This window comes from Anaerocolumna aminovalerica (assembly GCF_900115365.1).
In the GTDB taxonomy this organism is placed as follows: domain Bacteria; phylum Bacillota; class Clostridia; order Lachnospirales; family Lachnospiraceae; genus Anaerocolumna; species Anaerocolumna aminovalerica.
The window spans coordinates 13,722-39,252 of sequence record NZ_FOWD01000027.1 but is presented as its reverse complement, the minus strand read 5'-3'; the positions used below and the strand labels follow the sequence as shown (position 1 = coordinate 39,252).

Sequence of the window (25,531 nt, the reverse complement as noted above, 5' to 3'; positions counted from 1 at the left end):
GTGAATGATTGAAATAATTCACACCCTGATTAGTGGCAGTATTACATCTGCAAGCAGATGCGGCATGAAATGGGAGCTATCGAAACACAAGTTTTTAACTGGTAATTTGTGGGGCTGCACAAAATTACTGTTGTTACTAAATGGTGCTAAAGCACCGGAATAGAGGTTATAATGAGTGATAGAATTAAAAAGATTAGCAGAGAAGTACTGGCAGGTGAGAATTTAGAAAGAAATCTTCCCTGGATTTTTAACCAGTTGATTTCCTTATATGATAAAGATGCAAAATTAAAATTAGCTATGGGTTATTATAATTTTTATGAAAACTACAGGGAAGAGAACCATTTTTCCGCCCATATAGAATATAGTAACCAGCCGGACAAAGTAGAACTGGAGAAGGAATCCAATAAAGAAAGCCATAAAAACCGATTGGAAGAGGAGGCACTTTTAAACGAGGTTAATGAAATTATAAAAGATTCTATATTAGGGAAATTCTCCGGGGAATGTTTGGAGGACAGCGTTAAACATTTGGATAATGTACGCAATAAGATTATTAATAGAATGAATATTCTTACCTGGTATACTGACTTTTTACAGCTGTATGAATATGTACTTAATCGTATTGAATATAGATTCAAGAAGGATTTAGAAGATGTTAACAACGAAGCATTTACAGCTGAAGTTCTTTCTTTTATTTTTGAAACTAAGGATAACATGGTTATCAATGACCGAATCAAAGAAGTTATTGGACAACTGCCAGTTCGAATGACTAAGGCGAAGTATTTTGAACTGTTAGGCAATAGTATCTCCTTATATAAAGGAGGGGATTCTTCTTCTTTGGATACTTATATATATATGCTGAAAACCAGTGCAGGCATTTATTACACAGAGGGAATGGAACAGGTTTTCCCGGAACTTTCTCGGTTAAAAAATGATTTAGAGAAGGGTGATTATAAGAACCTTACAGAAAAGGAATACATTGATTTATCCAATTGCCTGGAGCTTGGGGTGGATGTTATAAGAAGGAAGGTAAATTTCTATTATGGATTGCAGGAAATTGTAAATTATTTGTATGTAATTATACTTGCAAGGCCTTATGCGGATATGGTTGAAAGCAATTCTGCTTCATTCGACAGTTTAGCCATGGTAGGAGAAATTAACCGCTACTTTGAAGCTGATGAAAAAGTGCCGTTGCCAGAAAAATTAGAAGAAAAGTTTCAATTAACAGAGGGAATGCAGGAAGAATATTTTCAGGATATTTGTTTGTTAGAACCAATTTTTATGGATATCAAATCAAATTATACAGAATTAGCTGACAGCCTGATGCTTCGCCCTATATTTAATACCGTAAATATGGCACGTAAGTTGCTGGGCAGCAGCTTATTTGTTGATTTAAAGCAAAACGAAAATAGTAATAAGGCAGACGAAGCATATCTGAACCAGGCAAAAGAGAAACTGTTCTCCCAGCTGGCTAAGGTTTTTAATGAACGGTCACAGATTTACAACCGTGCTGTCATGGCCAATACTTTAAATAAAATGCCTGTATTTTTTCAAAGTTACGGTGAAATAGAAGAATATATCAGGCAATCCCTTGAACAATGTCATGATTTAGCCGAGAAAATAGCCTCCGTTCAATTAATTAAGTCTCTTTATCAGAATTAATTCTGTATTTTTCATTGTAATATGTGGTATAATGGAATAAAGTGGATGAGGGCGATCGATAGGAATCCGACGGATAAACCAATTAATCTTTCAATTATGATATAAACCAGGACAAGTATTAATAATGTCCATAAGATGTACAGATGGGAGCTTACCATGATTAAATGGGCAAAACAATTATTCTTAAGTGAGAATATAACTCCGAAGAAAAAAACTAAAATTATTAAAGATATAGAAAAAAAGAATTTAATGCTTGAAGTATATTGTATTACCTTTGCTTCTAATCCAGAAAATCTATTTGACATAATAAATGCCAATGAATTTTTATTTCTTTATTATGATAAGAGGGAAATACAGGTTCTGGGCTTAGCGTTGTCAAAGCAGGAGGCTTTTTGGTTAGTAAAGGATATGTTGGAGGAAATATATAGAGAAACAGGCGGTTTTCAGGTCAGAGAATATTTTAATATAATATAAGTATTAAGAGATTACAGTAGTAGGAAAAAGGAGGAAAAAACCCAGTAAATATGATTAATTTAATATTGCTTATATTAAAAATATTGGTCATAATTCTTGCCTCTATTTTAGGAATCCTACTATCATTGGTTCTTATAGTGCTTTTGGTTCCGATACGCTATCAAATGTATGGAGAAAAGAAGGATGAAATAAGATTGGAGGGGAAAGCCAGCTGGCTTCTTCATCTGATTTACTTAAGATTTACTTATGAATCCAATAAATTTATTATAAGATTAAGAATTTTTGGGAAATTATTTTATGATAGCCAGAATTATAATGACAAGAAAAAGAAAATAAAAAGAGAGAAAAAAAAGAAAAATAAAAAGGTGAAAGCGGGAAAGAGAAGAGGGAAGAAGAGCAGAAAAGTTAATAAAGAGAATGAAGATAAAGTCAGGACAAGCAGGGAAATAAAAGAGAATAGAATTGCAGAGGAAGCAGCAGATAATGTGGTGGGTAAAGTAAATCCGGGATATATTCATGAGGCAATTGATGATATAAAAGATACTATAATAGAAAAAGCAAAAGAGGAATTCATAGAAGAACCAATTGAAAAGGCTATGGATAAGGATAAAGAGAAAACAGATAAGGATAAAAGAGACAATTCAATTATGGAATCCATAGATGGAACAAATGAAACTGAGGAAGATTCTTGGGATTTTCATAAAGACAGTGAAACTTATAAAGGCTTATTTGGTAAGATAAAAGCTTTCCTGCAAAAGATATTAAAAATTCCGAAAAAAATAATAGAGTTAATTACTAAAATAAAAAACTCTATTAAGAAATTGTATTTTATTATAACTGAAATTCTGGAGAAATGGCATAAGATAAAAGCATTTCTAAAGAATGAAGTCAACAAAAAAGGTATCAAAAATACCTTTCGCAGTATCAAAAAGATTTTTAATCATATTCGTCCCAGAAAGCTTAAGATTGATGTGGAATTTGGTACCGGAGATCCTTGCTCCACAGGTCAGTTACTTGGCGGCCTTGCTGTATTTTATGGCTATTATGGAGAAGCCGCACATATTGTACCTAATTTTGAAACCGCAATCTTAGAGGGCACCATATTTTGTAAGGGCCGAATAAGATTGTTTACTTTACTAATAATATGTATTAAACTTATTTTTAACAGGGAATTTAGAAAGTTAATTGAAAACTTTAACGCATTTAAGGAGGAATTATAATGGCAGATAGTAATTTTAATGCAACAGTAGAATCTTTATTTAAGGGCATGGATAGTTTCCTTACTACAAAAACAGTAGTAGGAGATGCTGTAACATTCCAAGACGGCACCATCATTCTTCCGTTAGTGGATGTCAGTTTTGGTGTTGGTGCAGGAGCTTTTGCAAAGGATGCAGTAAAAAATAATGCAGGCGGCGGTATGGGTGGCAAAATAACACCAAGTGCAGTGCTGGTAATTCAAAATGGAACCATCAAACTGGTTAATGTGAAGAATCAGGACAGCCTAACAAAGATTTTGGATATGGTACCTGACTTCGTAAATAAATTCTCCAAAGGAAAAGATAAGGATCAGGATGTTTCTGATAAGGTGAATGATATATTGGATTCCCAGACATATGGTGAAGATTAGTAAGAAATCATTTACAAAGATGTTATAAAATTAAAATTTTAACTTGCATTATTTCATGTATTCTGCTAGAATAGATTTGTTTGTAGGTCGTAGGACTAATTAGAAACCTAGGGAGGTGCTTCGTATGGCTAAATGTGCAATTTGCGAAAAAGGTGCTCACTTTGGAATAGCTGTGAGTCATTCTCATAGAAGATCTAATAAGATGTGGAAAGCTAATGTAAAATCTGTTAAAGTTTTGGTTAACGGTGCTGCAAAGAAAATGTATGTTTGTACATCTTGTTTAAGATCTGGTAAAGTTGAACGTGCATAATAATAAGCAATATCAGGAAGGGGTGTCAGTTATGGCACCCTTTTTTACATAGTAAAAAAGGGATTAACTAAAAAAGTCAGCAAATAAATAGATTATAACCTAGGATTAAAAATAAGATAATAATACATACTGCCAGTATTCCATTGGTGATAAATAACATAATCGTCATGCCTACAGCTATCCAAAACAATATAAATCCAATCATTCTTTTCATAAATGAATTCTCTCCTTTGCCAAAAGGCAATCAACAAGGCTGATGTTTATATATATGCAAAGGAATATTTGATTATATCACATTGAGACAAAATAGGCATAAAATAATAGATAAGTGCAGATTAAAAAAATGGTATTCCATTTTATCTAAAAAAAGGTTATAATACTACTGTATAGTAAAATTAGTCATCTATAATGAGTTTTGTGCGAATAAGCACAGGAATAGATATGAATAAGAGAATTGGAGGGTTCCTATGAAAGGACACATGAATACACAAATCGGTGAAGTGTTAATTGATAATGACGTATTGGCGAAATATGCCGGTTCATCAGCGGTTGAATGTTTTGGTGTTGTTGGAATGGCATCTGTTAATATGAAAGATGGTCTTGTTAAACTCCTAAAACGAGAGAGCTTAAGTCATGGCGTTAATATTACAGTAGAGAACAATAAAATAATCATTGATCTGCATATCATTGTTTCTTATGGTGTAAGTATATCTGCTGTTGCCGAAAACCTTATCAGTAATGTAAAATATAAGGTTGAAGAATTTACAGGCATGGAAGTAGTTAAAATAAATATTTTCGTCGAAGGCGTAAGGGTCATTGACTAAAGTGAATGATATTTAAGGAGGAACAAACTTGTGGTTATAAAGACAATAGATGCTTTTACTCTAAAAAAAATGTTTCTGGCCGGAGCAAAAAGCATTGAAAGCAAGAAAGAATACATTAATGAATTGAATGTATTTCCGGTGCCTGATGGAGACACTGGTACGAATATGACATTGACAATCTTGTCTGCTGCTAAAGAAGTGAGCCAGATGGAGAATCCTACAATAGAAGGTTTGGCAAAAGCAATATCCAGCGGATCTCTCCGCGGAGCCAGAGGTAACTCCGGAGTTATTTTGTCTCAGTTGTTTCGAGGATTCACTAAAGAAATTAGAGATTATAAAGAAATTAATGTAACCATAATGGCAAATGCATTGCAAAAAGCAGTGGAAACTGCTTATAAAGCGGTAATGAAACCAAAAGAGGGTACGATTCTAACCGTTGCAAGAGGCGGAGCAGAAAAAGCTGCTTTATTAGTAACAGAAACTGATGATTTAGTGTACTTTGGTTCTGAAGTAATCAAATATATGGAAGAAGTATTAGCACATACACCAGAATTGTTACCAGTATTAAAAGAAGCCGGAGTTGTAGATTCCGGTGGACAGGGATTGCTTGAAATAATGAAAGGTGCTTATGATGCTTTACTTGGAAAAGAAGTAGAGTTTGACAGTATTCCAGCACCTGCAAAAACAAGTGATATTCAAATTAATTCAGATAGTTTATTAACGGTGGATATTAAGTTTGGGTATTGTACCGAATTCATAATAAATTTAGAAAAAGAATTTGATATGAATACAGAGATGGGCTTTAAAGAATATTTAGAATCCATTGGTGATTCTCTTGTGGTTGTATCTGATGATGAGTTAGTAAAGGTTCATGTACATACCAATGATCCTGGATTAGCTCTTCAACGTGCGTTGACCTATGGTTCTTTATCCAGAATTAAAATAGATAACATGAGAGAAGAACACAATGAAAGACTAATTAAAGATGCAGCTAAAATAGCAGCAAAGGAAGCAGAAGAAAAGAAAGCAAAAGAAGAAGCGGAATCAAAAATTGCACCAAGAAAAGAAGTTGGTTTCATCTCTGTCTCCATAGGTGATGGAATTAATGAGATATTTAAGGGACTTGGAGTTGATTATATCATTTCCGGCGGTCAGACTATGAACCCAAGTACCGAAGATATGTTAACTGCCATTGATCATGTAAATGCAGATACTATATTTATCTTCCCTAACAATAGCAATATAATTCTGGCAGCGGAACAGGCTAAAACTTTAACGGAAGATAAACAAATTGTTGTAATTCCATCTAAAACAGTACCACAGGGAATCACAGCGATTATTAATTATGTTTATGATAAATCCGTGGAAGATAATAAGAGCCGAATGATAGAAGAAATGCAAAAAGTAAAGAGTGGTCAGATAACTTATGCAGTTCGTGACACCAATATTGACGGAAAAGAAATAAAGCAAGGCAATATTATGGGCCTTGATGATAAGACAATACTATCCGTTGGTTCTGACGTGCTGGAAACTACTTTTGAATTAATTAAGAATTTGGTAGATGATGATTCGGAATTAATCAGCATCTATTACGGGGAAGAAGTATCAGAAGACAGTGCAAATGAACTGTCTGATATGGTTTCCAAGGAATTCCCTGATTTGGACGTAGAATTAAATTATGGCGGACAGCCGATTTATTACTATGTACTTTCAGTAGAGTAAATTTAATTTTAAAGAGTGAATGGAATAAATTCTTGTAATACTATAGTAGGGTGAGGTTCTTATGGAGCCCACCCTATAATTGTTTATAAGATGTATAGACTTTAATTATGTATATTTTCTTAGGTATTTATGCAGGAGGAATTTTTATGAATTTAACAGACCCTGTTAGAGTGATAAAAGGTATTGGTGAAAAGACAGAAAAAGATTTGAATAGAATGGGAATCTTAACTGTTGGAGATATGATACATCATATTCCAAGAACTTACGATATGTTTGAAGGGCCTATTCCAATTAGCAACATCAGTGAAGGAAATGTAGCTGCTTTGGAAGCTTCTGTGGTATCCTCTGTTCAGGCAAAACAAGTAAAAAATCTAAAAATTATCAGCTGCCGTGTACAGGATTCATCGGGAACCATACAATTAACATGGTTTAATATGCCGTTTTTAAGAAATAAGCTACGAATGGGGTATCATTTTATATTTCGCGGCAAAGTGGTACGCAAAAATGGGGTTCTGGTAATGGATCAGCCGAAGATATATACCAGGGAAGAATATATAAATAAAATGAACATGCTGCAGCCTATCTATGAACTTACATCCGGCATCACCAGTAATACTATTGCAAAGGCAGTAAAGAACGCATTTAGTGAAGCGGATTTACCCAGTGATTATTTACCAAAGAGAATTATAAAAGAATACAATTTAGTTAACTATAAAAATGCCTTGAAAGATATTCATTTTCCAAAAAACTTAGAAGCTATGAAAGCTGCAAGAACCAGACTTGTGTTTGATGAATTTTTTCAATTTACTCTAGCCTTACAAGCTTTAAAGGAAAAAAAGACAGTTTGGAATAATGAATATGTTATAAAAGAAAAAAAAGAATGCGAAAGATTTATAAAAGAACTGCCATATTCTTTAACGAAAGCGCAGATTAAAGTATGGAAAGAAATAAAAGGGGATATTACCGGACCTTCCACCATGAACCGATTAATTCAAGGTGATGTTGGTTCCGGAAAGACTATTTTGGCTGCACTTGCTTTACTAATGACAGCTTTAAACGGATATCAGGGCAGCCTAATGGTGCCAACGGAAGTGTTGGCAAAACAACATTATGAATCGTTGACCGGTTTATTCGCAGAGTATGGCGTAAAGATTATCCTGCTGGTTGGATCCATGACAGCAGCAGAAAAAAGAAAGGCTTATGAAAAGATAAAAAGCCATGAAGTAGACATTATAGTTGGTACTCATGCGTTAATACAGGAGAAGGTAGAGTATGACAACCTTGCCCTTGCTATTACAGACGAACAGCACCGGTTTGGTGTAAGACAAAGGGAAGCTCTCTCCGGTAAAGGAACCCATCCTCATGTATTAGTTATGAGTGCTACACCAATTCCCAGAACCTTGGCTATTATTCTATATGGAGACTTGGATATATCCGTTGTGGATGAATTACCTGCTAACAGACTGCCAATTAAGAATTGTGTGGTTGATACAGGATACCGTAATACGGCTTATAAATTTATAGCAAAAGAAGTGGCAGCAGGAAGACAAGCTTACGTCATATGCCCTATGGTAGAAGAAAGTGAAGCCATAGAAGCAGAAAATGTTATTGAATATACCGAGAAACTAAAAGAAGGGTTGCCTTCTGATATTCTGGTAGAATTCCTTCACGGAAAGATGAAACCAAACGAAAAAAATGATATTATGGAACGTTTCGCTTCAGGAGAAATAAAAGTATTGGTTTCTACTACAGTAGTAGAAGTTGGCGTTAATGTTCCCAATGCAACGGTAATGATGATTGAAAATGCAGAAAGGTTTGGACTTGCCCAGCTTCATCAGTTAAGAGGAAGAGTAGGCAGGGGAAAATATCAGTCCTATTGTATCCTGGTCAGCGGCAGCAACGGTAAAGAAACCAAGGAACGCTTAGAGATATTAAATCATTCCAATGATGGCTTTTATATTGCAGGAGAGGATTTAAAGTTAAGAGGCCCCGGTGACATGTTTGGAATCAGGCAAAGCGGAGATATGGAATTCAGGATCGGTGATATTTATAATGACTCAGAAGTATTATTAAAAGCCAATGAAGCTGCCAAGAGTTTAACGCAACAGGAAGTGGAGCAATTGTTGGAATCAAATCCAGGTTTGGCTGATAAAATTGTGAATTATGATATGGGAACATTATAAGTTGAAAGAAACAGTAAAGAATATTTATTAAAAAATAAAATCTTAAAACCATTGATTTTAAATATCTGGAAAACACCTTTCCATAATTGGTAAAATATAATATACTATGTTTGTACTATAATGTTATTATGAACTGAAAGAGATAGAAAACTATTAAAAATATAATTTCTGCCTTTCAGGTTCAGAATAATAAGAGAATATAATTTATTTAAAGATTACTAATAGAGTGCCAAGATTATGAACGTGCTTTAGGTTTATGATATAAGGAAATAAAGGAAGGAGATAGGTTTTATAGTATTTTGCTATTCCGAAGTATAATTTTAATAATAGTAGCTGCTATAATAACCGGATAGAAATATGAAATACAATTATGTAGTAGTTGGAGCGGGGCTTGCCGGATTAACCATTGCTGAAAGGATTGCGGAAGTTTTAAATGAAAAGGTTCTGGTGATTGAAAAAAGAAATCATATTGGCGGTAACATCTATGATTCCTATAATGAGGATGGCATTTTAATTCATAATTATGGACCACATATATTCCATACAAATGATAAAGAAGTATATGATTATTTAAGCCGATTTACACCTTGGAATGATTTCTGGCACCGTGTTTTAACACAGGTAGATGGTAATTTAATTCCTATGCCAATTACAGTAGAAACTATTAATAAACTATATAATCTAAATTTATCCTGTGAAGAAGTAGAAGAATTTTTAAAAAAGAAAGCGATTTCAATAGATGATATAAAGACCAGTAAGGATGTGGCTTTAAGTAAAGTTGGACAAGATATTTATGAGAAATTCTTTGAAAATTATACGAAGAAACAATGGGGAATTGATCCTGGTGAAATAGATACCTCTATTATTTCAAGAATCCCAATCCGATCCAATAGAGACACCAGATATTTTAGTGACAAATATCAGGGAATGCCGAAATATGGATACACAAAAATGTGTGAAAATATGGTTCAAAATAAAAATATCAAGCTTCTTTTGAATACGGACTATAAAGAAGTTATAAATGACATAGAATACGAAAAGTTAATTTATACCGGTCCTACAGATTATTTTTATGATTATAAGTATGGTAAATTAGCATATCGCAGCATTAATTTCGTATTTGAAACACATGATAAGGAAGATTATCAGCCGGCACCGGTAGTAAACTATCCAAATGATTATGATTATACAAGAATTACTGAATTTAAGAAATTAACTTATCAGGAGCACAAGAAAACGACCATTTTAAAAGAATTCCCATGTGATGAGGGAGAACCTTATTATCCTTTCCCTACAAAAGAATGGAAAGACAAGTTTTCATTATATCAGGAGGATATGAAGAAGGAGAAGAAGGTATTATTCTTAGGAAGGCTGGCTGAATATCGTTACTATAATATGGATGCTGTAGTTAGAAGTGCCCTTAATCTCTTTGAAGGAGGCATTAATGGATAAACTCTATATTGTTATTCCTGCTTACAACGAAGAAGAAAATATCAATTCCGTCATAGAAGATTGGTATCCGATTGTAGAGAGAATAGGTAATGGCAGTAAATTAGTGATTATCGACGATGGAAGTAAAGATTCTACCTATAACATGATGAAAAAAGCAGCAGAGACAAAAGCTGCTTTTGAACCTGTTACAAAACCTAATGGTGGTCATGGTGCAACTGTTTTATATGGTTATCATTATGCCATAGAGGCTGGGGCAGATTATGTCTTTCAAACCGATTCCGACGGACAAACTGTCCCGGAGGAATTTTGGGATTTTTGGAATATTAGAGAACAATATGATATGGTCATTGGACATAGAAAAGGCCGACAAGATGGTATTTCCAGAAAAGTAGTTACCAAGGTATTAAAAGTGGTCTTAAAGTTATGCTTTGGAGTAACTATTAAAGATGCCAATACGCCTTTTCGTTTAATGAAAGCTAAGACTCTCTCTGAGAATATGAAACTAATTCCTGAAGACTATAATTTATCCAATGTTATGGTATCCGTTATATATGCAAAGAAGAAACTGCCGGTTAAGTATCTGCCAGTTACATTTCGAGAAAGGCAGGGCGGAGTAAACTCCATTAATATTAAAAAAATAACAAAGATAGGGAAACAGGCCCTAAAGGATTTTTTAAGAATTAATAAAATATTAGCGAATAATATTTAGTTTTACATAAAATCTAAATAGTGAAAAACAAGTTTTTTCAAGCAGCAATTTGTACTGGTACTCGTAATTGCTGCCATTGTTTGGCGGTGCTAAAGTGCTGGAACCAGGATAGTATGAGGAATAATGTTATAATAGAAGCTATGTATTATTATTAACATAATCAGATGGGAGTTTATTGCATGTTTAGGTTAAAATATATTACACTTTATGTACTTACTATCTTATTAATGATTGTAGGAGGAATTTTTCTAAAAGAAGATTTTTTCCCGTTTTTTAGGTGGTGGCTGTCAGTTTTTGTACTGGGAATTCTATTTCTTCCATTAACAAGAAAAATGTTTTCTTCCTATCATGATGGAGGGTATCTGTTTTCCAAAGTGATTGGGATTGCTTCCAGCGGCTATCTGATGTGGTTACTATCTTCCTTTAAGATTCTAAAATTTACCGAAGTTTCCTGTTATATTGTTTTAGCCGGTTGCTTAATTATTAATGGTATTCTTTTTTTAAAAAGCAAAAAAGAAGAAAAGATGACTCTATTAGATTCAGATCATGTATTTCCCATGATAGCAGAAGAGGTACTTTTTCTATTCATATTTTTAATATGGGCTTATATAAGAGGTTTCAGACCGGAAGCTCATGGAACTGAAAAATTTATGGATTATGGTTTCATGGCAGCTATGATGCGAGGGGATTATATGCCTCCCAAAGACTTATGGTTTTCCGGAAGTACCATTAATTATTATTATGTAGGCCAGTATATGTCTGCCTTCTTAACAAAGTTGTCCTTAAATTCAGTGAATGTAGGGTATAATTTAATGTTAACCATGTTGGCCGCCCTTTCTTTTATGCTTCCCTATTCATTGGTTTATAATATTACAAAAAACCGCTTTGGAGAAAAATACTTAAATCCCAAGTGGATTCCAAGAATGGCCGGCATTTTATCCGGAGCAGGAGTTTCTTTGGCAGGAAATCTGCATTTTACCCTATATTATTGGGTCGTTCCAACTATAAGAAAGATATTAGGTATTGAGGGAGATTTTGCAGATTATTGGTTCCCCAATTCTACAAGATATATTGGCTATAACCCGGAAACGGCAGATAAAACCATTCATGAATTTCCCGGATATTCTTTTGTATTAGGTGACCTTCACGCTCATGTAATTAACATAGTCTTTGTATTAACACTCCTTGGAATCTTGTTCGCATGGTTGCTTTATCAAAAGAGGAGGTTAGATAACCGGGAGGCACAAGGATTTCAAATAAAACAGGAAATTTTAAATCCCTTCATTATTAGTATTGGATTTTTTATTGGTTTATTCCATACTACGAACTTTTGGGATTTTCCAATCTATTATGTGGTTGCAGGAGGAGTAATTTTATTTTTTAATGGGGTAATTTATGAATTTCGGTTAAAGACTTTATTAATTACAGGACTTCAGGGTGTTTTTATTATAACGCTTTCAGAACTTATTTCCTTGCCGTTTACATTAAATTTTGATCAGATATCTACAGAGATTATGCTGACAGAAGCACATACCCCATTATATCAGCTTCTTATCCTTTGGGGATTACCTGTAATATTAATTATTGGTTTTTTGTACGAATTGGCAGGCAGTACAAAATATAAATCACAAGATGATAATCCTAAGTTTATACTATTTCGATTCCTGAATAGTTTATCTCCTTCCGATTTATATATTTTAGTATTAGGGTTGTGTGCAATCGGCTTAATAATAATGCCGGAAGTTATCTATGTTAAAGATATTTATTCGGGAGACTATAAAAGGGCCAATACTATGTTTAAACTGACATACCAGGCCTTTATTATGTTTGGTATATGCAGTGGTTACATTTTTATGAAATTTAAAAAATTACATCATTTTAATTGGCAAAAAACCTTTGCTAATATAACCCTTTTCTTGTTCTTAACTACTTTTTGGTACCCGGTGGTTTCTGTAAAGGCCTGGTATATTAAGGATAAAAGTTTTAAGGATTATAAAGGTTTAGATGCTGCTGAATTTCTAAATTCTACTGATAATCAAGAGGATTATAGGGCAATCAACTGGCTGAATAACAATATAAAAGGAACGCCTGTAATCTTGGAAGCTCACGGTGACAGTTATACTGATTATGGCAGAGTATCCGTATTTACCGGTTTGCCAACGGTACTTGGCTGGTATGTTCATGAATGGTTATGGCGAGGTGATACGGATATTGTGAACAAGCGTGCAGCAGATATAGAGACAATATACACTTCCACAGATCAGGAACTGGTTCAAACTTTAATTGATAAATATGAAATTGAGTATATTTATGTTGGAAAATTAGAACGGGTCAAATACAATTCTTTGAATAGTGATTTATTAAAGAGGCTAGGCAGAATTGTGTATACAGGTTCGGAGGATATAAATGATACTTATATTATTCAAATTGAGCCCAAGGGGTAACTAAATTAGGGATTTGAACAAATCTGTTTCTGGATTCAAATTTTTTTATAAAATTAATTAACATTTCAATTGATAAAAATGACGTAAAGTGTTTACAATATTTCATGGAATAAGGTATAAGAAATGTTTTCAGACCGTAATAAGGGAAAACTAGAATAGAATATTTGGCGGTAAATAATCTTAAGCAGAGTAGATTGTTTACCGCCATTTTTAAAGCAGGAAATGGTTCGATATTAAAGAATTTTATATTAAAAAAAACATAATACTAAAACAAAAATTAATAAAGAGATTTAAAAAAAGTTTATATTTTAATGTGTAAACTTGCTGTTATTACCTCGTTTAAAATTTAAAAACAATTATTTAAAAAAGAAGTTTCATAAAAGTTCCAGTGTATTTTATAGAATTGTACATATAATAATAGCGTAACAAACAACAACAAAGAATTATTTTTAACCGCTACTATAAGTAGAAATGTTGGAAATAAGAAAATGGAGGAGTTTATTATGGCAAGTAGAAACAGAGTTTCAGTTCCTGAAGCAAGAGAAGCAATGGACCGCTTTAAATATGAAGTAGCAAATGAAATCGGTGTTCCTTTAAAACAGGGTTACAATGGTGACTTAACTTCTTACCAGAACGGTAGCGTTGGTGGTATGATGGTTAAAAAAATGATCGCTGAACAACAAAAAAGAATGGCTGGACTACAATAATAATTATTTAAATTAGTAAAGCAAGACAACTAATTAAATAACAAGAATAAAATTAAGTAAATTAAATTGATAAAAAAGCTGCTTGGGATTAATTTCCGGAGCAGCTTTTATTATAATCGGATATAGGAAACATTACCTATTGAAAGTAGGTATTTATTGAAAAGGGAATAAATATAGAGTAGAATGTATGAAGTAAACTAGGCGTATTCTTAAAAAAAAGTTGACAAAAATTTTATATAATATACAATAATAATAGATATTTCAATACTTTCTGTTGTTTCGCCTCGATAAGATAATTGATTGTTTTTGGATTGTATATTAGTGAGGTATAAAATGAGAGTGATAGCTGGTAAAGCGAAAAGATTAAAATTAAAGACAATAGAAGGTTCAGATACCCGGCCTACAACGGATCGAATAAAAGAAACTTTATTTAATATGATTAATATGCAATTAGCTGATTGTGATTTCCTCGATTTATTCAGCGGAAGTGGTGCTATAGGTATTGAGGCATTAAGCAGAGGTGCAAAATCAGCTGTTTTTGTTGAAAATAACAGGGCTTCTGTGGAATGTATTAAAGATAATCTGCGTATAACCAAATTAAATGAGAATGGTGTTGTGTTAGCTTTGGATGTATTATCCGCCATAAGAACTTTAGAAATCCAAGGCAGAGTCTTTGATGTTATATTTATGGATCCACCATATAATTGCCTGTTGGAGAAACAAGTATTGGAGGCATTGCAATTTTCTAATATTATTTATTATAATACTATTATTATTGTGGAAGCCTCTATAGAAACTGAATTTGACTATCTTGAACATACAAAGTTTAAAATATATAAAGAAAAGAAATATAAAACCAATAAGCATATTTTTATCGAGTTGAAAGAATAGACAATCACTAAACGTAAGTTGGAATTACACTAAATTCAAATTTACGTGGGGGAAGTGTAAAAAAAGGCATCTTCATCCATGATTTGTAATGTCACTAAGGGGCATTAAGTTAGAAAGGTTGAAAGAAAATAAGTATAGAAAGAATGCCACAAAGTAATTCTTTCAACCTGTGTAATTGTGGCAGTATCACATCTGTAAAACAGAGTGTAACATCTGTAAGCAGAATATCACGTTTGCAAACAGAGTATCACATCTGAAAGCATATGGGAGATACAATGGGTGTAAATATGAGAATTGGTATTTATCCGGGTAGTTTTGATCCGGTTACATTTGGACATCTTGATATTATTTTACGTTCATCCCAATTAGTAGATACTTTAATAATTGGAGTATTAAAAAATAGTAACAAGGTACCTTTATTTACTACAGAAGAACGGGTTGAATTATTAAGGGAAGTAACCAAGGATATTCCTAATGTAATAATTGAAGCCTATGATGGACTATTGGTGGATTATGCAAGAGAAAAAAGTGCATCTGTTATATTTAGAGGATTAAGAGTAGTTACAGACTTTGAATATGAATTACAGCTTGCTCAGACAAATCATAAATTAAATCCAGATGTTGACACTGTATTTTTAACAACCAGTGTTCAATATTCCTATCTATCTTCCAGTACAGTTAGGGAAATTGCAAGTTATGGTGGAAATGTTGAACAATTTGTGCCAACCTGTGTTGTACAAGCAATTCAAGATAAATTTAAGAAATTAAGGAGAGATTAGCATGGGTGTTAGCAGAATAGAACAATTAATTGAAGACATATATGAATTTATTGAAAGCTGCAGAATGCAGCCGCTTTCAACCACAAAGGTAATTGTCCCTAAAGATGAATTGTATGATTTACTGGACGAATTAAGACTTAGAACTCCGGATGAAATTAAGCGTTATCAAAAAATTATAGCAAACAGAGATGCTATTATTGCGGATGCGGAGGAAAAGGCGGCTTCTATTTTAGCACAGGCGGATGAAAAAGCACATACTTTAGTGAATGAACATGAGATTATGCAACAGGCTTATTATGAGGCAAATGAAATGGTTAGCAAAGCAGCAGCAGAAGCAAATAAAATTGTTGCTGATGCCAATAATGACGCTAACCAAATTCGCTCAAGTGCCCTGGTGTATACAGAAGATATGCTGTCCGATGTGGAACGTATTTTAGCCCATACATATGAAAGTACAAAAAACAAATATGAGAGCCTAATCCATTCGCTGCAAGGTAACCTTGAAATCGTAATTAATAATAAAAAAGAACTAAGAGGTCAGGAATACGAAGTGCCTCAGCAAGTAAACGAGCCCTCTGAACCGGAAGAAAGAGAGAGGGAAGGGGAAGATTTTGAGTTTGATGAAAATACTTTCCTTCAGGATCTATAAAAACATTCTTACATAAAAAGAGGCCATCAGGAATGCAATTACTGCATGAATTAATTTAACTTTAAAATATGTACCAAAAGATAGTCTTGTATTACTTATTACACTTTTTGTTTGTGCCAGACCAGATAGGCCGCCTAAAGAGGTAATTATAGTAATTAAGACTATTTTTATAGTTAAATCCAAAGATGACATACTGATCTGGTTGATCCCGGTTGTAATTTCAATGAGTCCAATACTAAGAAGCTTTGCCGGATTATTTGGTGAACCTAAAGTTGTGATGATCTGTGCAGGAATGGAAAACAGAATAATATATCCTCCTACTTTTGTAATTACTTCAAAACCATCCATAATTGCAGAATCCAATACTGCAAAACTAAACCTTGATTCAGTATTATCAATTAAGCTATTTCCAAATTCGGTGGCATTTACTATTTTTCTTTTATGTAATCCCAGAATTCTAAAATAAAGAAAAGCAGCTATAATACCGGAAATGTAGATAATAAATAACAATGGACCTCTAAGCTCTTTCATTTTTAATTGTGATATAGCAATGTAGCCCATAATAAACATAGGGCTGGAATTGTTACAAAAACTTAACAGATATTGGGCTTCCTCCTCATCTATGCTGCCATTACTATATAAATCACCAACAGATTTGGCACCAACCGGTATTCCGGAAAGAAAACCTATTAAAATGGGATAACAGCCTCCTTTGCTTACCTTAAAAATAAAATGAAAAAAAGGATAAAGAAGTTTACTAAGAGGCTTTGTTATTTGTAATCGTATAATAAGATTGGACATAATAATAAATGGAAGCAAAGTTGGTAATACCGTATTAAACCATAAAAGTAAACCCTTTTTTGCACCTATATAAGCGTCGGAAGGAAAGATTAGAATTAGAACTAAAAATAGGACAATACCGACTTTTGATAGCCTTTTACTTCCCTTATTTTTTTTCATATATTGAGTGTGGGATAATCGTCGCATTATTTTCTCCAAGAAAATCATTAATATAATTTATTTGGCTGCTGTCCAATATATGCAGAAAAACTAGATTATTTCTTGAGAACAGATATCTCATGGTGTATAATGTAAAGAATGACACAATTTAACCTCATCAGGGAAGAGGGCTTGCCTGATTACAGGAGAAGTTAGGGCTCCAGTTAAAATGCCACATAGTGGCAATGAGGTTATGAGCAAGGAGCGTAAGGGGATAAACTTTCTATAGGCAAGTTTATCTCCTTTCACCAATGAATTATAATGCTTCCATAATGAATTAAGTTGAAGGAAAATATTAAATGAAAGGTTGCCACAAATTGATTCTTTCAACCGATTTTATGTGGCAATATCGCATCATAGGCAGAGTATCCTGCATAAACAGGTGTGATATGCAATAGGTATAATAATGGACAATAAAAAACAACTAAAACGATCAGAAGTAGCAGAACAATTCAAGTGGGCTATTAGTGACTTGTTTCAAACAGATGAGGAGTGGAAAGAGGAATATGAGCTGACAAAGAAGTTGATTTCCAAAGTAAGCAATTACCAGGGACGATTATGGGAATCAGCAGATATTCTTTTAGAATTTTATAAACTTGAGGATGAAATTGCAGGACATTTTGAGCGTGTTTACGTGTATGCAAATCAAAGATATCACGAAGACACTTCTAATAGTACTTATCAGGATTTTTCCAATCAGGCAAGTATTTTGGAAGTTATGTTAAATAGCGCTTTTTCATTTGCTGTACCAGAGATTTTGACAATTCCTGAAGAAACCATTCAACAGTATCTTGCTTCCAATAAAGAGCTGCAGTCATATCAATTTTCAATTAAGGAAATTCTTAGACATAAACCCCATGTATTATCAGCAGAGATGGAAGAATTATTGGCAGACACCGGTGCTATGTCAGAAGCTCCAAGTATTATATTCAACATGTTTCATAATGCAGATATTAAATTTCCTGCCATTGAAGATGAGAATGGAGAAAAGGTTACAATTACCCATGGACGTTACGGTACTTTTATGGAAAGTGCTGACAGAAGAGTGAGAAAAGATGCCTTTGAAGGCATTCATTCTGCTTATATGAAGTTTAAGAATACATTAGCTGCCACTTATAGCGCTAATGTAAAAAATGAAGCTTTTCTTGCCAAAGCAAGAAAGTATCCATCTTCTTTAGCAATGGCACTGGATGACAGTAACATTCCTGCAGAAGTTTACACCAATTTAATCAATGCAGTACATGAGAATCTTCCCCTTATGCACCGGTACGTGTCTTTGCGTAAAAAAGCATTGGGGTTAGAGGAACTTCACATGTATGATCTTTATACACCTATTGTAAAAGATGCAGATATAGAAGTAAACTTTGAAGAGGCTAAGGATATTGTCTATAAAGGTATGGCCCCACTGGGTGATAATTACCGTACCATCTTAAAAGAAGGTTATGACAATGGTTGGATTGATATTTATGAAAATGAAGGTAAGAGAAGCGGTGCTTATTCATGGGGGGCATATGGAACCCATCCTTATGTATTGCTGAATTATCAGGGAAGTTTAAAGAATGTGTTTACCCTTGCCCATGAAATGGGTCATGCTATTCACAGTTATTATTCTGATAAGGCTCTTCCTATTCGCTATGCAGGATACAAAATCTTTGTTGCTGAAGTTGCCTCAACTTGTAACGAATCATTATTAATGGAATATTTGCTTAGTAATACCAAGAACAAGAAGGAAAGAGCTTATTTAATTAATTACTTTTTAGAGCAATTTAAGTCCACTTTATTTAGACAAACCATGTTTGCGGAATTTGAAATGATTACTCATCAAATGTATTTAGATGGAGAATCTTTAACTGCAGAGAGTTTATGCAAGGTTTATCATGACTTAAATGTGAAATATTTTGGTAATGATATTGTTATTGATCCGGAAATTGATATAGAATGGGCAAGAATTCCCCACTTTTATAAGCCTTTTTATGTATATCAATATGCTACTGGTTATTCTGCTGCAATTGCACTTTCCAGAAAGATTCTTAAAGAAGGTGAGCCGGCTGTAGAGGATTATATTAACAAGTTTTTAAGCGGTGGAAGTTCCGATTATCCAATTGAACTTTTAAAGAAAGCCGGCGTTGATATGAGTAAGAAAGAACCGGTTAATGATGCATTGGCTTTATTTGGTAAACTTTTAGACGAAATGGAAGAACTATTGGGATAGAGTCCTAGAATATTAGCATAGATGATTCTTCACGAATTCAATTACAGGATTCGTGAAGAATATATTCAGATTATTTTGTAAATATGCTTTTTCTATTTGCTTGGGGCTTACTTGATAGCAGAATAATAATTAGTTCTTCTATTGCAGATATATTAGCAATGATACAGATTACATACATAAGAACATCTGACTGGAAAGCTGTAAGCAACATGGGAAATAAAAAAAGCATAAATCCTGTTATTTTATTTGAATAGGTATGAAGCATACAGAAGGTCTTATACTTAAAAAAAGCAGCAATTACAGATGCAATTCTAATTATGCCAATAAAAATTACCCAGATCAGAACTTGAACCGAGGGATTAATAATCGGATACAGTATAATGATAAGTACTGTTACCATTACCAAATCTGCAAATGAATCCAGTTTTTCATTTAAAGTACTTGTTATATTATACTTTCTGGCTATAAAGCCATCTAAAATATCGCTTATTCCACTGATAAAATAAATAATATAAAATGTTGTACTTAATGGTTCAATAAAAATTAAAGTAAGTACAAGCAGTATTCTTGATATGGATATATAATTTGCTATTGATTTCATTTTACAGCCTCATCATTAAATTAATATAATTCCATGTGTATACTCATCTTTTATTAAAGTGTTATACTTATGGTAGATTACCTGATTGTATAAGTTAGCAGCGAAGATATCTTCATGAAGCATTTTACGACCTGTCTGGTTTAGGGTTTTTGAAGCATTCCCTACTTTGGTTATGATGGGGATTTGAGCTTTGTCCTGGATTTGCCTAAGCAGGTATGAGGAGGCCTTTTTTAGTCCAAGTATACGGGCATATTGGGTATAACCTTTCCTTTTATACTCTTCCATACTGGCTGTAGTTATATTTAATAATATATGGGTAAAAGCTCTGTTTACGCGAGTCAGAGTTAGTTGTTTCGTCTTAATTTCTTGTGCCAATTGAGAATATGTCAGTAGTGATATATTTGTATTCTTAATTCGGTTTGCTATATCATTTGATAAATCCAAATACCCGGAAAGGGATTCTTTGGTTTCCAACATTAATTTATATTGTAATAATAAAGTATAATCATCATCATATATAGGGAAGGTTTTACTATATTCTTCTTTTAGTATGTTTAATACTTCTCCGGGGACATGAGGCTCTAAAGCCGTTAATGGGGTTGTTTCCAAAATGGATTTACGAATGGCAGTAGCTGAACTAATAGAAGCAGTTTTACTGGCAGCAGTACTTGTACCCTTTTGGGGGGATATATTTAATTCTTCTTCATGGTACCCGGCAAGTTTTCTTACTATGGTTACCGGTTTTATGGAACTTTTTAGTTGCATTAGAGCTTTTATATATTCTATACCAAGGATGTTATTGGGAGATGATAATATAGCCTCATCTATATCCGGTAACAGAGCCTTTAATGCATAAGTTCTTGCTAATGGAAAAGTATACCCTTTTTTCAAAAAAGTGCCTAATAAGGTCTTGTATTCAAGAGGTTCTTCTGCTACTATTCTAGCTATAGAGGTTAGTTCGTGTACATTACCGCATTCACTCCCAAAACAAATTTCATCGATGATACCCAGTTGATTCAATAAAGATACAGCACCCAGTGAAAAATACTCTGCACTACCAGTGGAATAGCAGACAGGCAGTTCGAAAACAACGTCAGCTCCACAGGATAGAGCCATTTTAGCACGGCTGTACTTATTCATGATAGCTGGGGTACCCCGTTGAACAAAGTTACCACTCATTACTACAACGACGTGGTCAGCTCCGGTAATTCTTTTTGCTTCCTCCATATGATATTTATGGCCATTATGAAAGGGATTGTATTCTGTTATTAAACCTACGACTTTCATGATTGCTCCTTTTGACTTTCAATATAGTATATTCAATATATTCTATTTGAAGTTATTTTACAAGAAAAAGTCTTTTTTCACAACTAATAATTGACAGATATATTTTTACTAAGGAGAAAAGTTATGAACGTAATTAAAAGCAAGGATGTTATTAATATTCTGAAAAGAGCTTTAAATTTAATTGATGAAAGACTCATTAATCATGGAGAGAGAGTGGGGTATATCATTTATAAAATGATGGAATATGAGAATAAGTATTCCCAGCAGGAAATGTTAGATTATACCATTTCGGCCTTATTTCATGACATTGGTGCATACAAAACAGATGAAATTGACAATATGATTAAATTTGAAACGAGAAACATCTGGGAGCATTCTATCTATGGATATTTATTTTTTAAGCATTTAACACCATTAGAGGATTTGGCAGAGACAATTTTATTCCATCATATTGATTACAATAAATTGATAAAATTTCGTAGTAAGCATGAAGTAATTTCCAGCTATTTAAATCTGGCCGATAGAATTGATGTAAATAAAATAACCTCAAAAAATATTGTTCCGGAAAAGTTTTATCGGTTAAGAGATATTCAATATTCCGGGCATGCACTGGATTTGTTCCATAATGCACAGCTGAGATATCATATTTTGGAGAAAATAGAAGATAACAGTTATCAGGAAGAATTGAATCAATTTTTAGAAAAATCAGTTTTTACTTCCTTAGAAAAAGAACAATTTCTACAGATGTTAATTTACTCCATTGATTTTAGAAGCGAACATACGGTTAGGCATACCATTACAACGGTAAGTGTGGCAGACCAGCTGGGGAGATTGATAGGGTTAGATGATAAAGATACCTACAATCTTCATTACGGAGCTTTACTCCACGATATTGGCAAGATATCAACGCCCCTAAGTATTTTAGAAGCACCTAGAGGATTAACTGCAGAAGAGATGGAAATTATGAAAAATCATGTTGCAGTTAGTGAGTTGATTCTAAAAGATTACATAGATGAAGAAATTGTCCAAATAGCTGTCCGCCATCATGAGAAGTTAGATGGTTCTGGTTATCATAAAGGACTGACAGCAAGTCAGTTAACCCTGCCCCAACGTATTCTGGCAGTTGCAGATATTATAAGTGCCTTATATGGTGTACGAAGTTATAAAACCTCCTTTGATAAGGACAAGATTCTTTCTATCTTAACAAAAGAAGCAGATAAGGGTAAGATTAGTGCAGAAGTAGTAGATTGTGTAAAGAAATTTTATGACACCCTTATGGAAAATGTTAGAAGTGATTGTAAGGAGCCATTGCAAAAATATGCAGCAATGAGCGATAGTTATGAAAGCCTTTATAACCAGTTTTTAGAATTAATATAAGATATTTGTATATAATAGTAAGTGATTTAATAGTATTCATCTGATTCGACAAAAAATGTGTTAAAAAATTATTTATTTACTTGTATGTAAGAATTTTTTGGACTATAATGAAAGTTGTGAGATTTTACTGTGTGGAAAATATTATAAAAATTTAGATTATGCGATATGAAAGGAGTTTACTCAAAGTGGGATTTATTGAAGACATTAAGGCAAGAGCGAAACAAAACATGAAAACCATCGTTCTTCCTGAAACCGCAGATAAAAGAACATTAGAAGCAGCTTCCAGAATTTTGGCGGAAGGTGTTGCTAAAGTAGTTCTTTTAGGCAACGAAGAAAACATTAAAAGAACAGCAGAAGGCTTTGATTTATCAGGTGCTGCATTTGTAGATCCTGAAACAACAGACAAATTAGATTCTTACATTAATCTTCTTGTTGAAATTAGAAAAAGTAAGGGTATGACACCTGAATTGGCTAGAGAAACATTGACAAAAGATTATTTAACATTTGGTGTAACAATGGTAAAAGCAGGAGATGCAGACGGTATGGTTGCAGGTGCAGTCAATTCAACCGCAAATGTACTAAGACCATCTCTTCAGATTCTAAAAACAGCTCCAGGAACAAAGTTAGTTTCTTCTTTCTTTATTATGGTTGTTCCAAATTGTGAATATGGTCATAATGGAACATTTGTATTCTCCGATTGTGGTTTAAATCAAAATCCAAATTCTGAAGAATTAGCAGCGATTGCAGAAAGTTCCGCAAAGAGTTTCAAAGCTCTTATCGGTGCTGAACCAATAGTGTCTATGCTTTCTCATTCTACAAAGGGAAGTGCAAAACATGCTGACGTTGACAAAGTAGTAGAGGCTACGAAAATTGCCAAAGAATCTTATCCTGATATTAAGATTGATGGTGAATTACAGGCTGATGCATCCATTATCCCAAGTGTAGGTGCTGCCAAAGCTCCGGAAAGTCAGGTTGCAGGTAAGGCTAATGTTCTTGTATTCCCTGATTTAGATGCAGGTAATATTGGATATAAATTGGTTCAAAGATTAGCAAAAGCAGAAGCATATGGCCCAATGACTCAAGGTATTGCAAAACCGGTTAATGATTTATCCAGAGGATGCAGTGCTGATGATATCGTTGGTGTAATTGCTATTACAGCAGTACAAGCTAGTGCGATTGATAATAAATAATTCACAAAATGAAAAAACTGTGAAGAAGAAGCATCTTCACAAATGGAAGCTATGCCTTCCATTAGGTAGAACCCAGAATGAGAATCCATTGGAATTCTCATTTTGACTTCTTCATCTGTTAATTATTGAAGGTTTGAAAGAAAATATTAATACGAAAGGATGCCACAACTAGATTCTTTCAAACTATATATTTGTGGCGGTATCGCAAGTAAACTTGTGGTATACAATAGGTGTAATAATGAAAGTTTTAGTTATTAACTGTGGTAGTTCATCATTGAAATATCAGTTAATTGATTCCGAGTCAGAAAAGGCTTTAGCCGTAGGTCTATGTGAAAGAATTGGTATTGATGGCCGTTTAAATCATACTCCCGCAGGAGGAGAAAAAGTAGTTATAAATGAGACAATGGATACTCATGAAACAGCAATTAAATTAGTACTGGAAGCTCTTACAGATAATAACCATGGTGTAATCAAATCCTTGGATGAAATCGGTGCAGTAGGTCACAGAGTAGTTCATGGAGGAGAAAAATTCGCATCTTCTACCGTTATTACTGACGAAGTAATAAAAGGAATCGAGGAATGTAATGATTTAGCACCATTACACAACCCTGCTAATCTAATTGGTATTAATGCTTGTAAGAGTCTTATGCCAAATGTACCTATGGTAGCTGTATTTGATACCGCTTTTCATCAGACAATGCCTGCAAAAGCATATCTATATGGTATTCCATATGAGTATTACGAAAAATACAAAATAAGAAGATATGGTTTCCATGGTACAAGCCATAGTTACGTTGCTACCAGAGCAATCGATATGGTAGGATTAGATAAGGATAACTCTAAAATCGTTGTTTGCCATTTAGGAAATGGTGCAAGCGTTACAGCAGTATTAAACGGTAAATCCGTAGATACCAGTATGGGACTTACTCCACTTGAAGGTCTTATCATGGGAACAAGAAGTGGTAGCATTGACCCGGCAATCATAGAATTTATCGCAAATAAAGAGAATAAATCTATTGAAGAAGTTATGAATATTTTGAATAAAAAATCTGGTGTATTAGGTTTATCCGGTGTATCCAGTGACTTTAGAGATTTAGAAAATGCTGCCACAGGGGGTAATGAAAGAGCAAAACTTGCTACGGAAGTATTCGCATATCGAGTAGCAAGATATATTGGATCTTATGTTGCTGCAATGAATGGTGTAGATGCTATTGCATTTACAGCAGGACTTGGTGAAAACGATAAAAATATAAGAGCAAGCGTGTCTTCTTATCTTGGATTCCTTGGAATTACAATTGATTATGAAAAGAATAACATTAGAGGAAAAGAAAGTATTGTTTCAACGGAAGATTCTAAAGTTAAAGTTTGTGTAATCCCTACAAACGAAGAATTAGCTATTGCCAGAGAAACAGTTGCATTAATCTAATTTTTACTT

General features: G+C 33.6%; 24 protein-coding genes. 20 read left to right on the top strand and 4 right to left on the bottom strand.

The genetic code is table 11. From position 1 onward, the window contains the following. Window positions 1-4 precede the first annotated feature (4 nt). The 6 genes from BM183_RS20765 to rpmB all read left to right on the top strand — a co-directional run bounded on the left by BM183_RS20765 (window position 5) and on the right by rpmB (window position 4,070). Window positions 5-163: a hypothetical protein gene (locus BM183_RS20765; protein WP_170848029.1), complete on the top strand. Its 159-nt coding sequence runs from the start codon at window positions 5-7 to the stop codon at window positions 161-163. Window positions 164-171: 8 nt separating this feature from the next. Continuing rightward, window positions 172-1,659 (top strand): hypothetical protein, encoded by a 1,488-nt coding sequence (locus tag BM183_RS14250; protein WP_091687547.1) that lies wholly within the window; start codon window positions 172-174, stop codon window positions 1,657-1,659. A 156-nt stretch (window positions 1,660-1,815) separates the two neighbouring features. After that, window positions 1,816-2,133, top strand: coding sequence for a hypothetical protein (locus BM183_RS14245; RefSeq protein WP_091687546.1), 318 nt, complete (start codon window positions 1,816-1,818; stop codon window positions 2,131-2,133). Between the two features lie 50 nt (window positions 2,134-2,183). Next, complete coding sequence (locus BM183_RS14240) at window positions 2,184-3,353, top strand: DUF2953 domain-containing protein (RefSeq protein WP_091687545.1); 1,170 nt, start codon at window positions 2,184-2,186, stop codon at window positions 3,351-3,353. After that, on the top strand, window positions 3,353-3,760 hold the full coding sequence (locus tag BM183_RS14235) for a GerW family sporulation protein (protein WP_091687544.1): 408 nt from the start codon (window positions 3,353-3,355) through the stop codon (window positions 3,758-3,760). The genes BM183_RS14240 and BM183_RS14235 overlap by 1 nt, the downstream gene beginning before the upstream one ends. A 124-nt stretch (window positions 3,761-3,884) precedes the next feature. Then, a complete protein-coding gene (rpmB, locus tag BM183_RS14230) occupies window positions 3,885-4,070 on the top strand; it encodes a 50S ribosomal protein L28 (protein WP_091687543.1) in 186 nt (61 codons plus the stop codon). 76 nt (window positions 4,071-4,146) lie between these two features. On the opposite strand, the gene BM183_RS20760 is transcribed toward rpmB, so the two are convergent. After that, window positions 4,147-4,284 carry a hypothetical protein gene (locus BM183_RS20760; protein ID WP_170848028.1) on the bottom strand — a complete coding sequence of 46 codons (138 nt, stop codon included), beginning with the start codon at window positions 4,282-4,284 and terminating at the stop codon, window positions 4,147-4,149. Window positions 4,285-4,537: 253 nt separating this feature from the next. Between BM183_RS20760 and BM183_RS14225 the strand changes: the two genes are divergently transcribed. The 10 genes from BM183_RS14225 (at window position 4,538) to BM183_RS14180 (ending at window position 16,430) form a co-directional block, all read left to right on the top strand. After that, window positions 4,538-4,894: an Asp23/Gls24 family envelope stress response protein gene (locus BM183_RS14225; protein WP_091687542.1), complete on the top strand. Its 357-nt coding sequence runs from the start codon at window positions 4,538-4,540 to the stop codon at window positions 4,892-4,894. A gap of 30 nt (window positions 4,895-4,924) precedes the next feature. Then, a complete protein-coding gene (locus tag BM183_RS14220) occupies window positions 4,925-6,616 on the top strand; it encodes a DAK2 domain-containing protein (RefSeq protein ID WP_091687541.1) in 1,692 nt (563 codons plus the stop codon). 146 nt (window positions 6,617-6,762) lie between these two features. Continuing rightward, window positions 6,763-8,799 (top strand): ATP-dependent DNA helicase RecG, encoded by a 2,037-nt coding sequence (gene recG / locus BM183_RS14215; protein ID WP_091687540.1) that lies wholly within the window; start codon window positions 6,763-6,765, stop codon window positions 8,797-8,799. Between the two features lie 357 nt (window positions 8,800-9,156). After that, window positions 9,157-10,251, top strand: a complete 1,095-nt coding sequence (glf, locus tag BM183_RS14210; protein WP_091687539.1) for a UDP-galactopyranose mutase — start codon at window positions 9,157-9,159, stop codon at window positions 10,249-10,251. Continuing rightward, window positions 10,244-10,960: a glycosyltransferase family 2 protein gene (locus BM183_RS14205; RefSeq protein ID WP_091687538.1), complete on the top strand. Its 717-nt coding sequence runs from the start codon at window positions 10,244-10,246 to the stop codon at window positions 10,958-10,960. Before glf ends, BM183_RS14205 begins: the two co-directional genes overlap by 8 nt. Window positions 10,961-11,139: 179 nt before the next feature. Next, window positions 11,140-13,404 carry a DUF2298 domain-containing protein gene (locus tag BM183_RS14200; protein WP_170848027.1) on the top strand — a complete coding sequence of 755 codons (2,265 nt, stop codon included), beginning with the start codon at window positions 11,140-11,142 and terminating at the stop codon, window positions 13,402-13,404. A 503-nt stretch (window positions 13,405-13,907) separates the two neighbouring features. Next, a complete protein-coding gene (locus tag BM183_RS14195; protein ID WP_091687536.1) occupies window positions 13,908-14,111 on the top strand; it encodes an alpha/beta-type small acid-soluble spore protein in 204 nt (67 codons plus the stop codon). 333 nt (window positions 14,112-14,444) lie between these two features. Continuing rightward, on the top strand, window positions 14,445-15,002 hold the full coding sequence (gene rsmD, locus BM183_RS14190; protein WP_091687535.1) for a 16S rRNA (guanine(966)-N(2))-methyltransferase RsmD: 558 nt from the start codon (window positions 14,445-14,447) through the stop codon (window positions 15,000-15,002). Between the two features lie 275 nt (window positions 15,003-15,277). Next, the gene (gene coaD / locus BM183_RS14185; RefSeq protein ID WP_330392427.1) at window positions 15,278-15,781 is read left to right on the top strand and encodes a pantetheine-phosphate adenylyltransferase; all 504 of its coding nucleotides are present in this window, start codon (window positions 15,278-15,280) and stop codon (window positions 15,779-15,781) included. A gap of 1 nt (window position 15,782) precedes the next feature. After that, window positions 15,783-16,430 carry a FliH/SctL family protein gene (locus BM183_RS14180; RefSeq protein WP_091687534.1) on the top strand — a complete coding sequence of 216 codons (648 nt, stop codon included), beginning with the start codon at window positions 15,783-15,785 and terminating at the stop codon, window positions 16,428-16,430. Here the strand turns inward: BM183_RS14180 and BM183_RS14175 are convergent. Further along, entirely contained in the window at window positions 16,425-17,417 is a 993-nt protein-coding gene (locus BM183_RS14175; RefSeq protein ID WP_141398591.1) for a transporter, read from the bottom strand. The two genes, BM183_RS14180 and BM183_RS14175, sit on opposite strands and share 6 nt — an antisense overlap. 418 nt (window positions 17,418-17,835) lie before the next feature. Between BM183_RS14175 and pepF the strand changes: the two genes are divergently transcribed. Continuing rightward, on the top strand, window positions 17,836-19,641 hold the full coding sequence (gene pepF, locus BM183_RS14170; RefSeq protein ID WP_091687532.1) for an oligoendopeptidase F: 1,806 nt from the start codon (window positions 17,836-17,838) through the stop codon (window positions 19,639-19,641). A gap of 70 nt (window positions 19,642-19,711) precedes the next feature. Here pepF and BM183_RS14165 read toward each other — a convergent pair whose 3' ends face one another. Next, window positions 19,712-20,242, bottom strand: a complete 531-nt coding sequence (locus tag BM183_RS14165) for a CDP-alcohol phosphatidyltransferase family protein (RefSeq protein ID WP_091687531.1) — start codon at window positions 20,240-20,242, stop codon at window positions 19,712-19,714. Window positions 20,243-20,257: 15 nt separating this feature from the next. Continuing rightward, entirely contained in the window at window positions 20,258-21,529 is a 1,272-nt protein-coding gene (locus BM183_RS14160; RefSeq protein WP_091687530.1) for a nucleotidyltransferase, read from the bottom strand. 123 nt (window positions 21,530-21,652) lie between these two features. On the opposite strand from BM183_RS14160, the gene BM183_RS14155 reads away from it, so the two are divergent. The 3 genes from BM183_RS14155 to BM183_RS14145 all read left to right on the top strand — a co-directional run bounded on the left by BM183_RS14155 (window position 21,653) and on the right by BM183_RS14145 (window position 25,522). Then, window positions 21,653-22,906 carry an HD-GYP domain-containing protein gene (locus BM183_RS14155; protein ID WP_091687529.1) on the top strand — a complete coding sequence of 418 codons (1,254 nt, stop codon included), beginning with the start codon at window positions 21,653-21,655 and terminating at the stop codon, window positions 22,904-22,906. Window positions 22,907-23,091: 185 nt separating this feature from the next. Continuing rightward, window positions 23,092-24,096 carry a phosphate acetyltransferase gene (gene pta / locus BM183_RS14150; RefSeq protein ID WP_091687528.1) on the top strand — a complete coding sequence of 335 codons (1,005 nt, stop codon included), beginning with the start codon at window positions 23,092-23,094 and terminating at the stop codon, window positions 24,094-24,096. A gap of 238 nt (window positions 24,097-24,334) precedes the next feature. Further along, window positions 24,335-25,522 carry an acetate/propionate family kinase gene (locus BM183_RS14145; RefSeq protein ID WP_091687527.1) on the top strand — a complete coding sequence of 396 codons (1,188 nt, stop codon included), beginning with the start codon at window positions 24,335-24,337 and terminating at the stop codon, window positions 25,520-25,522. The last annotated feature ends 9 nt before the right edge of the window (window positions 25,523-25,531 follow it).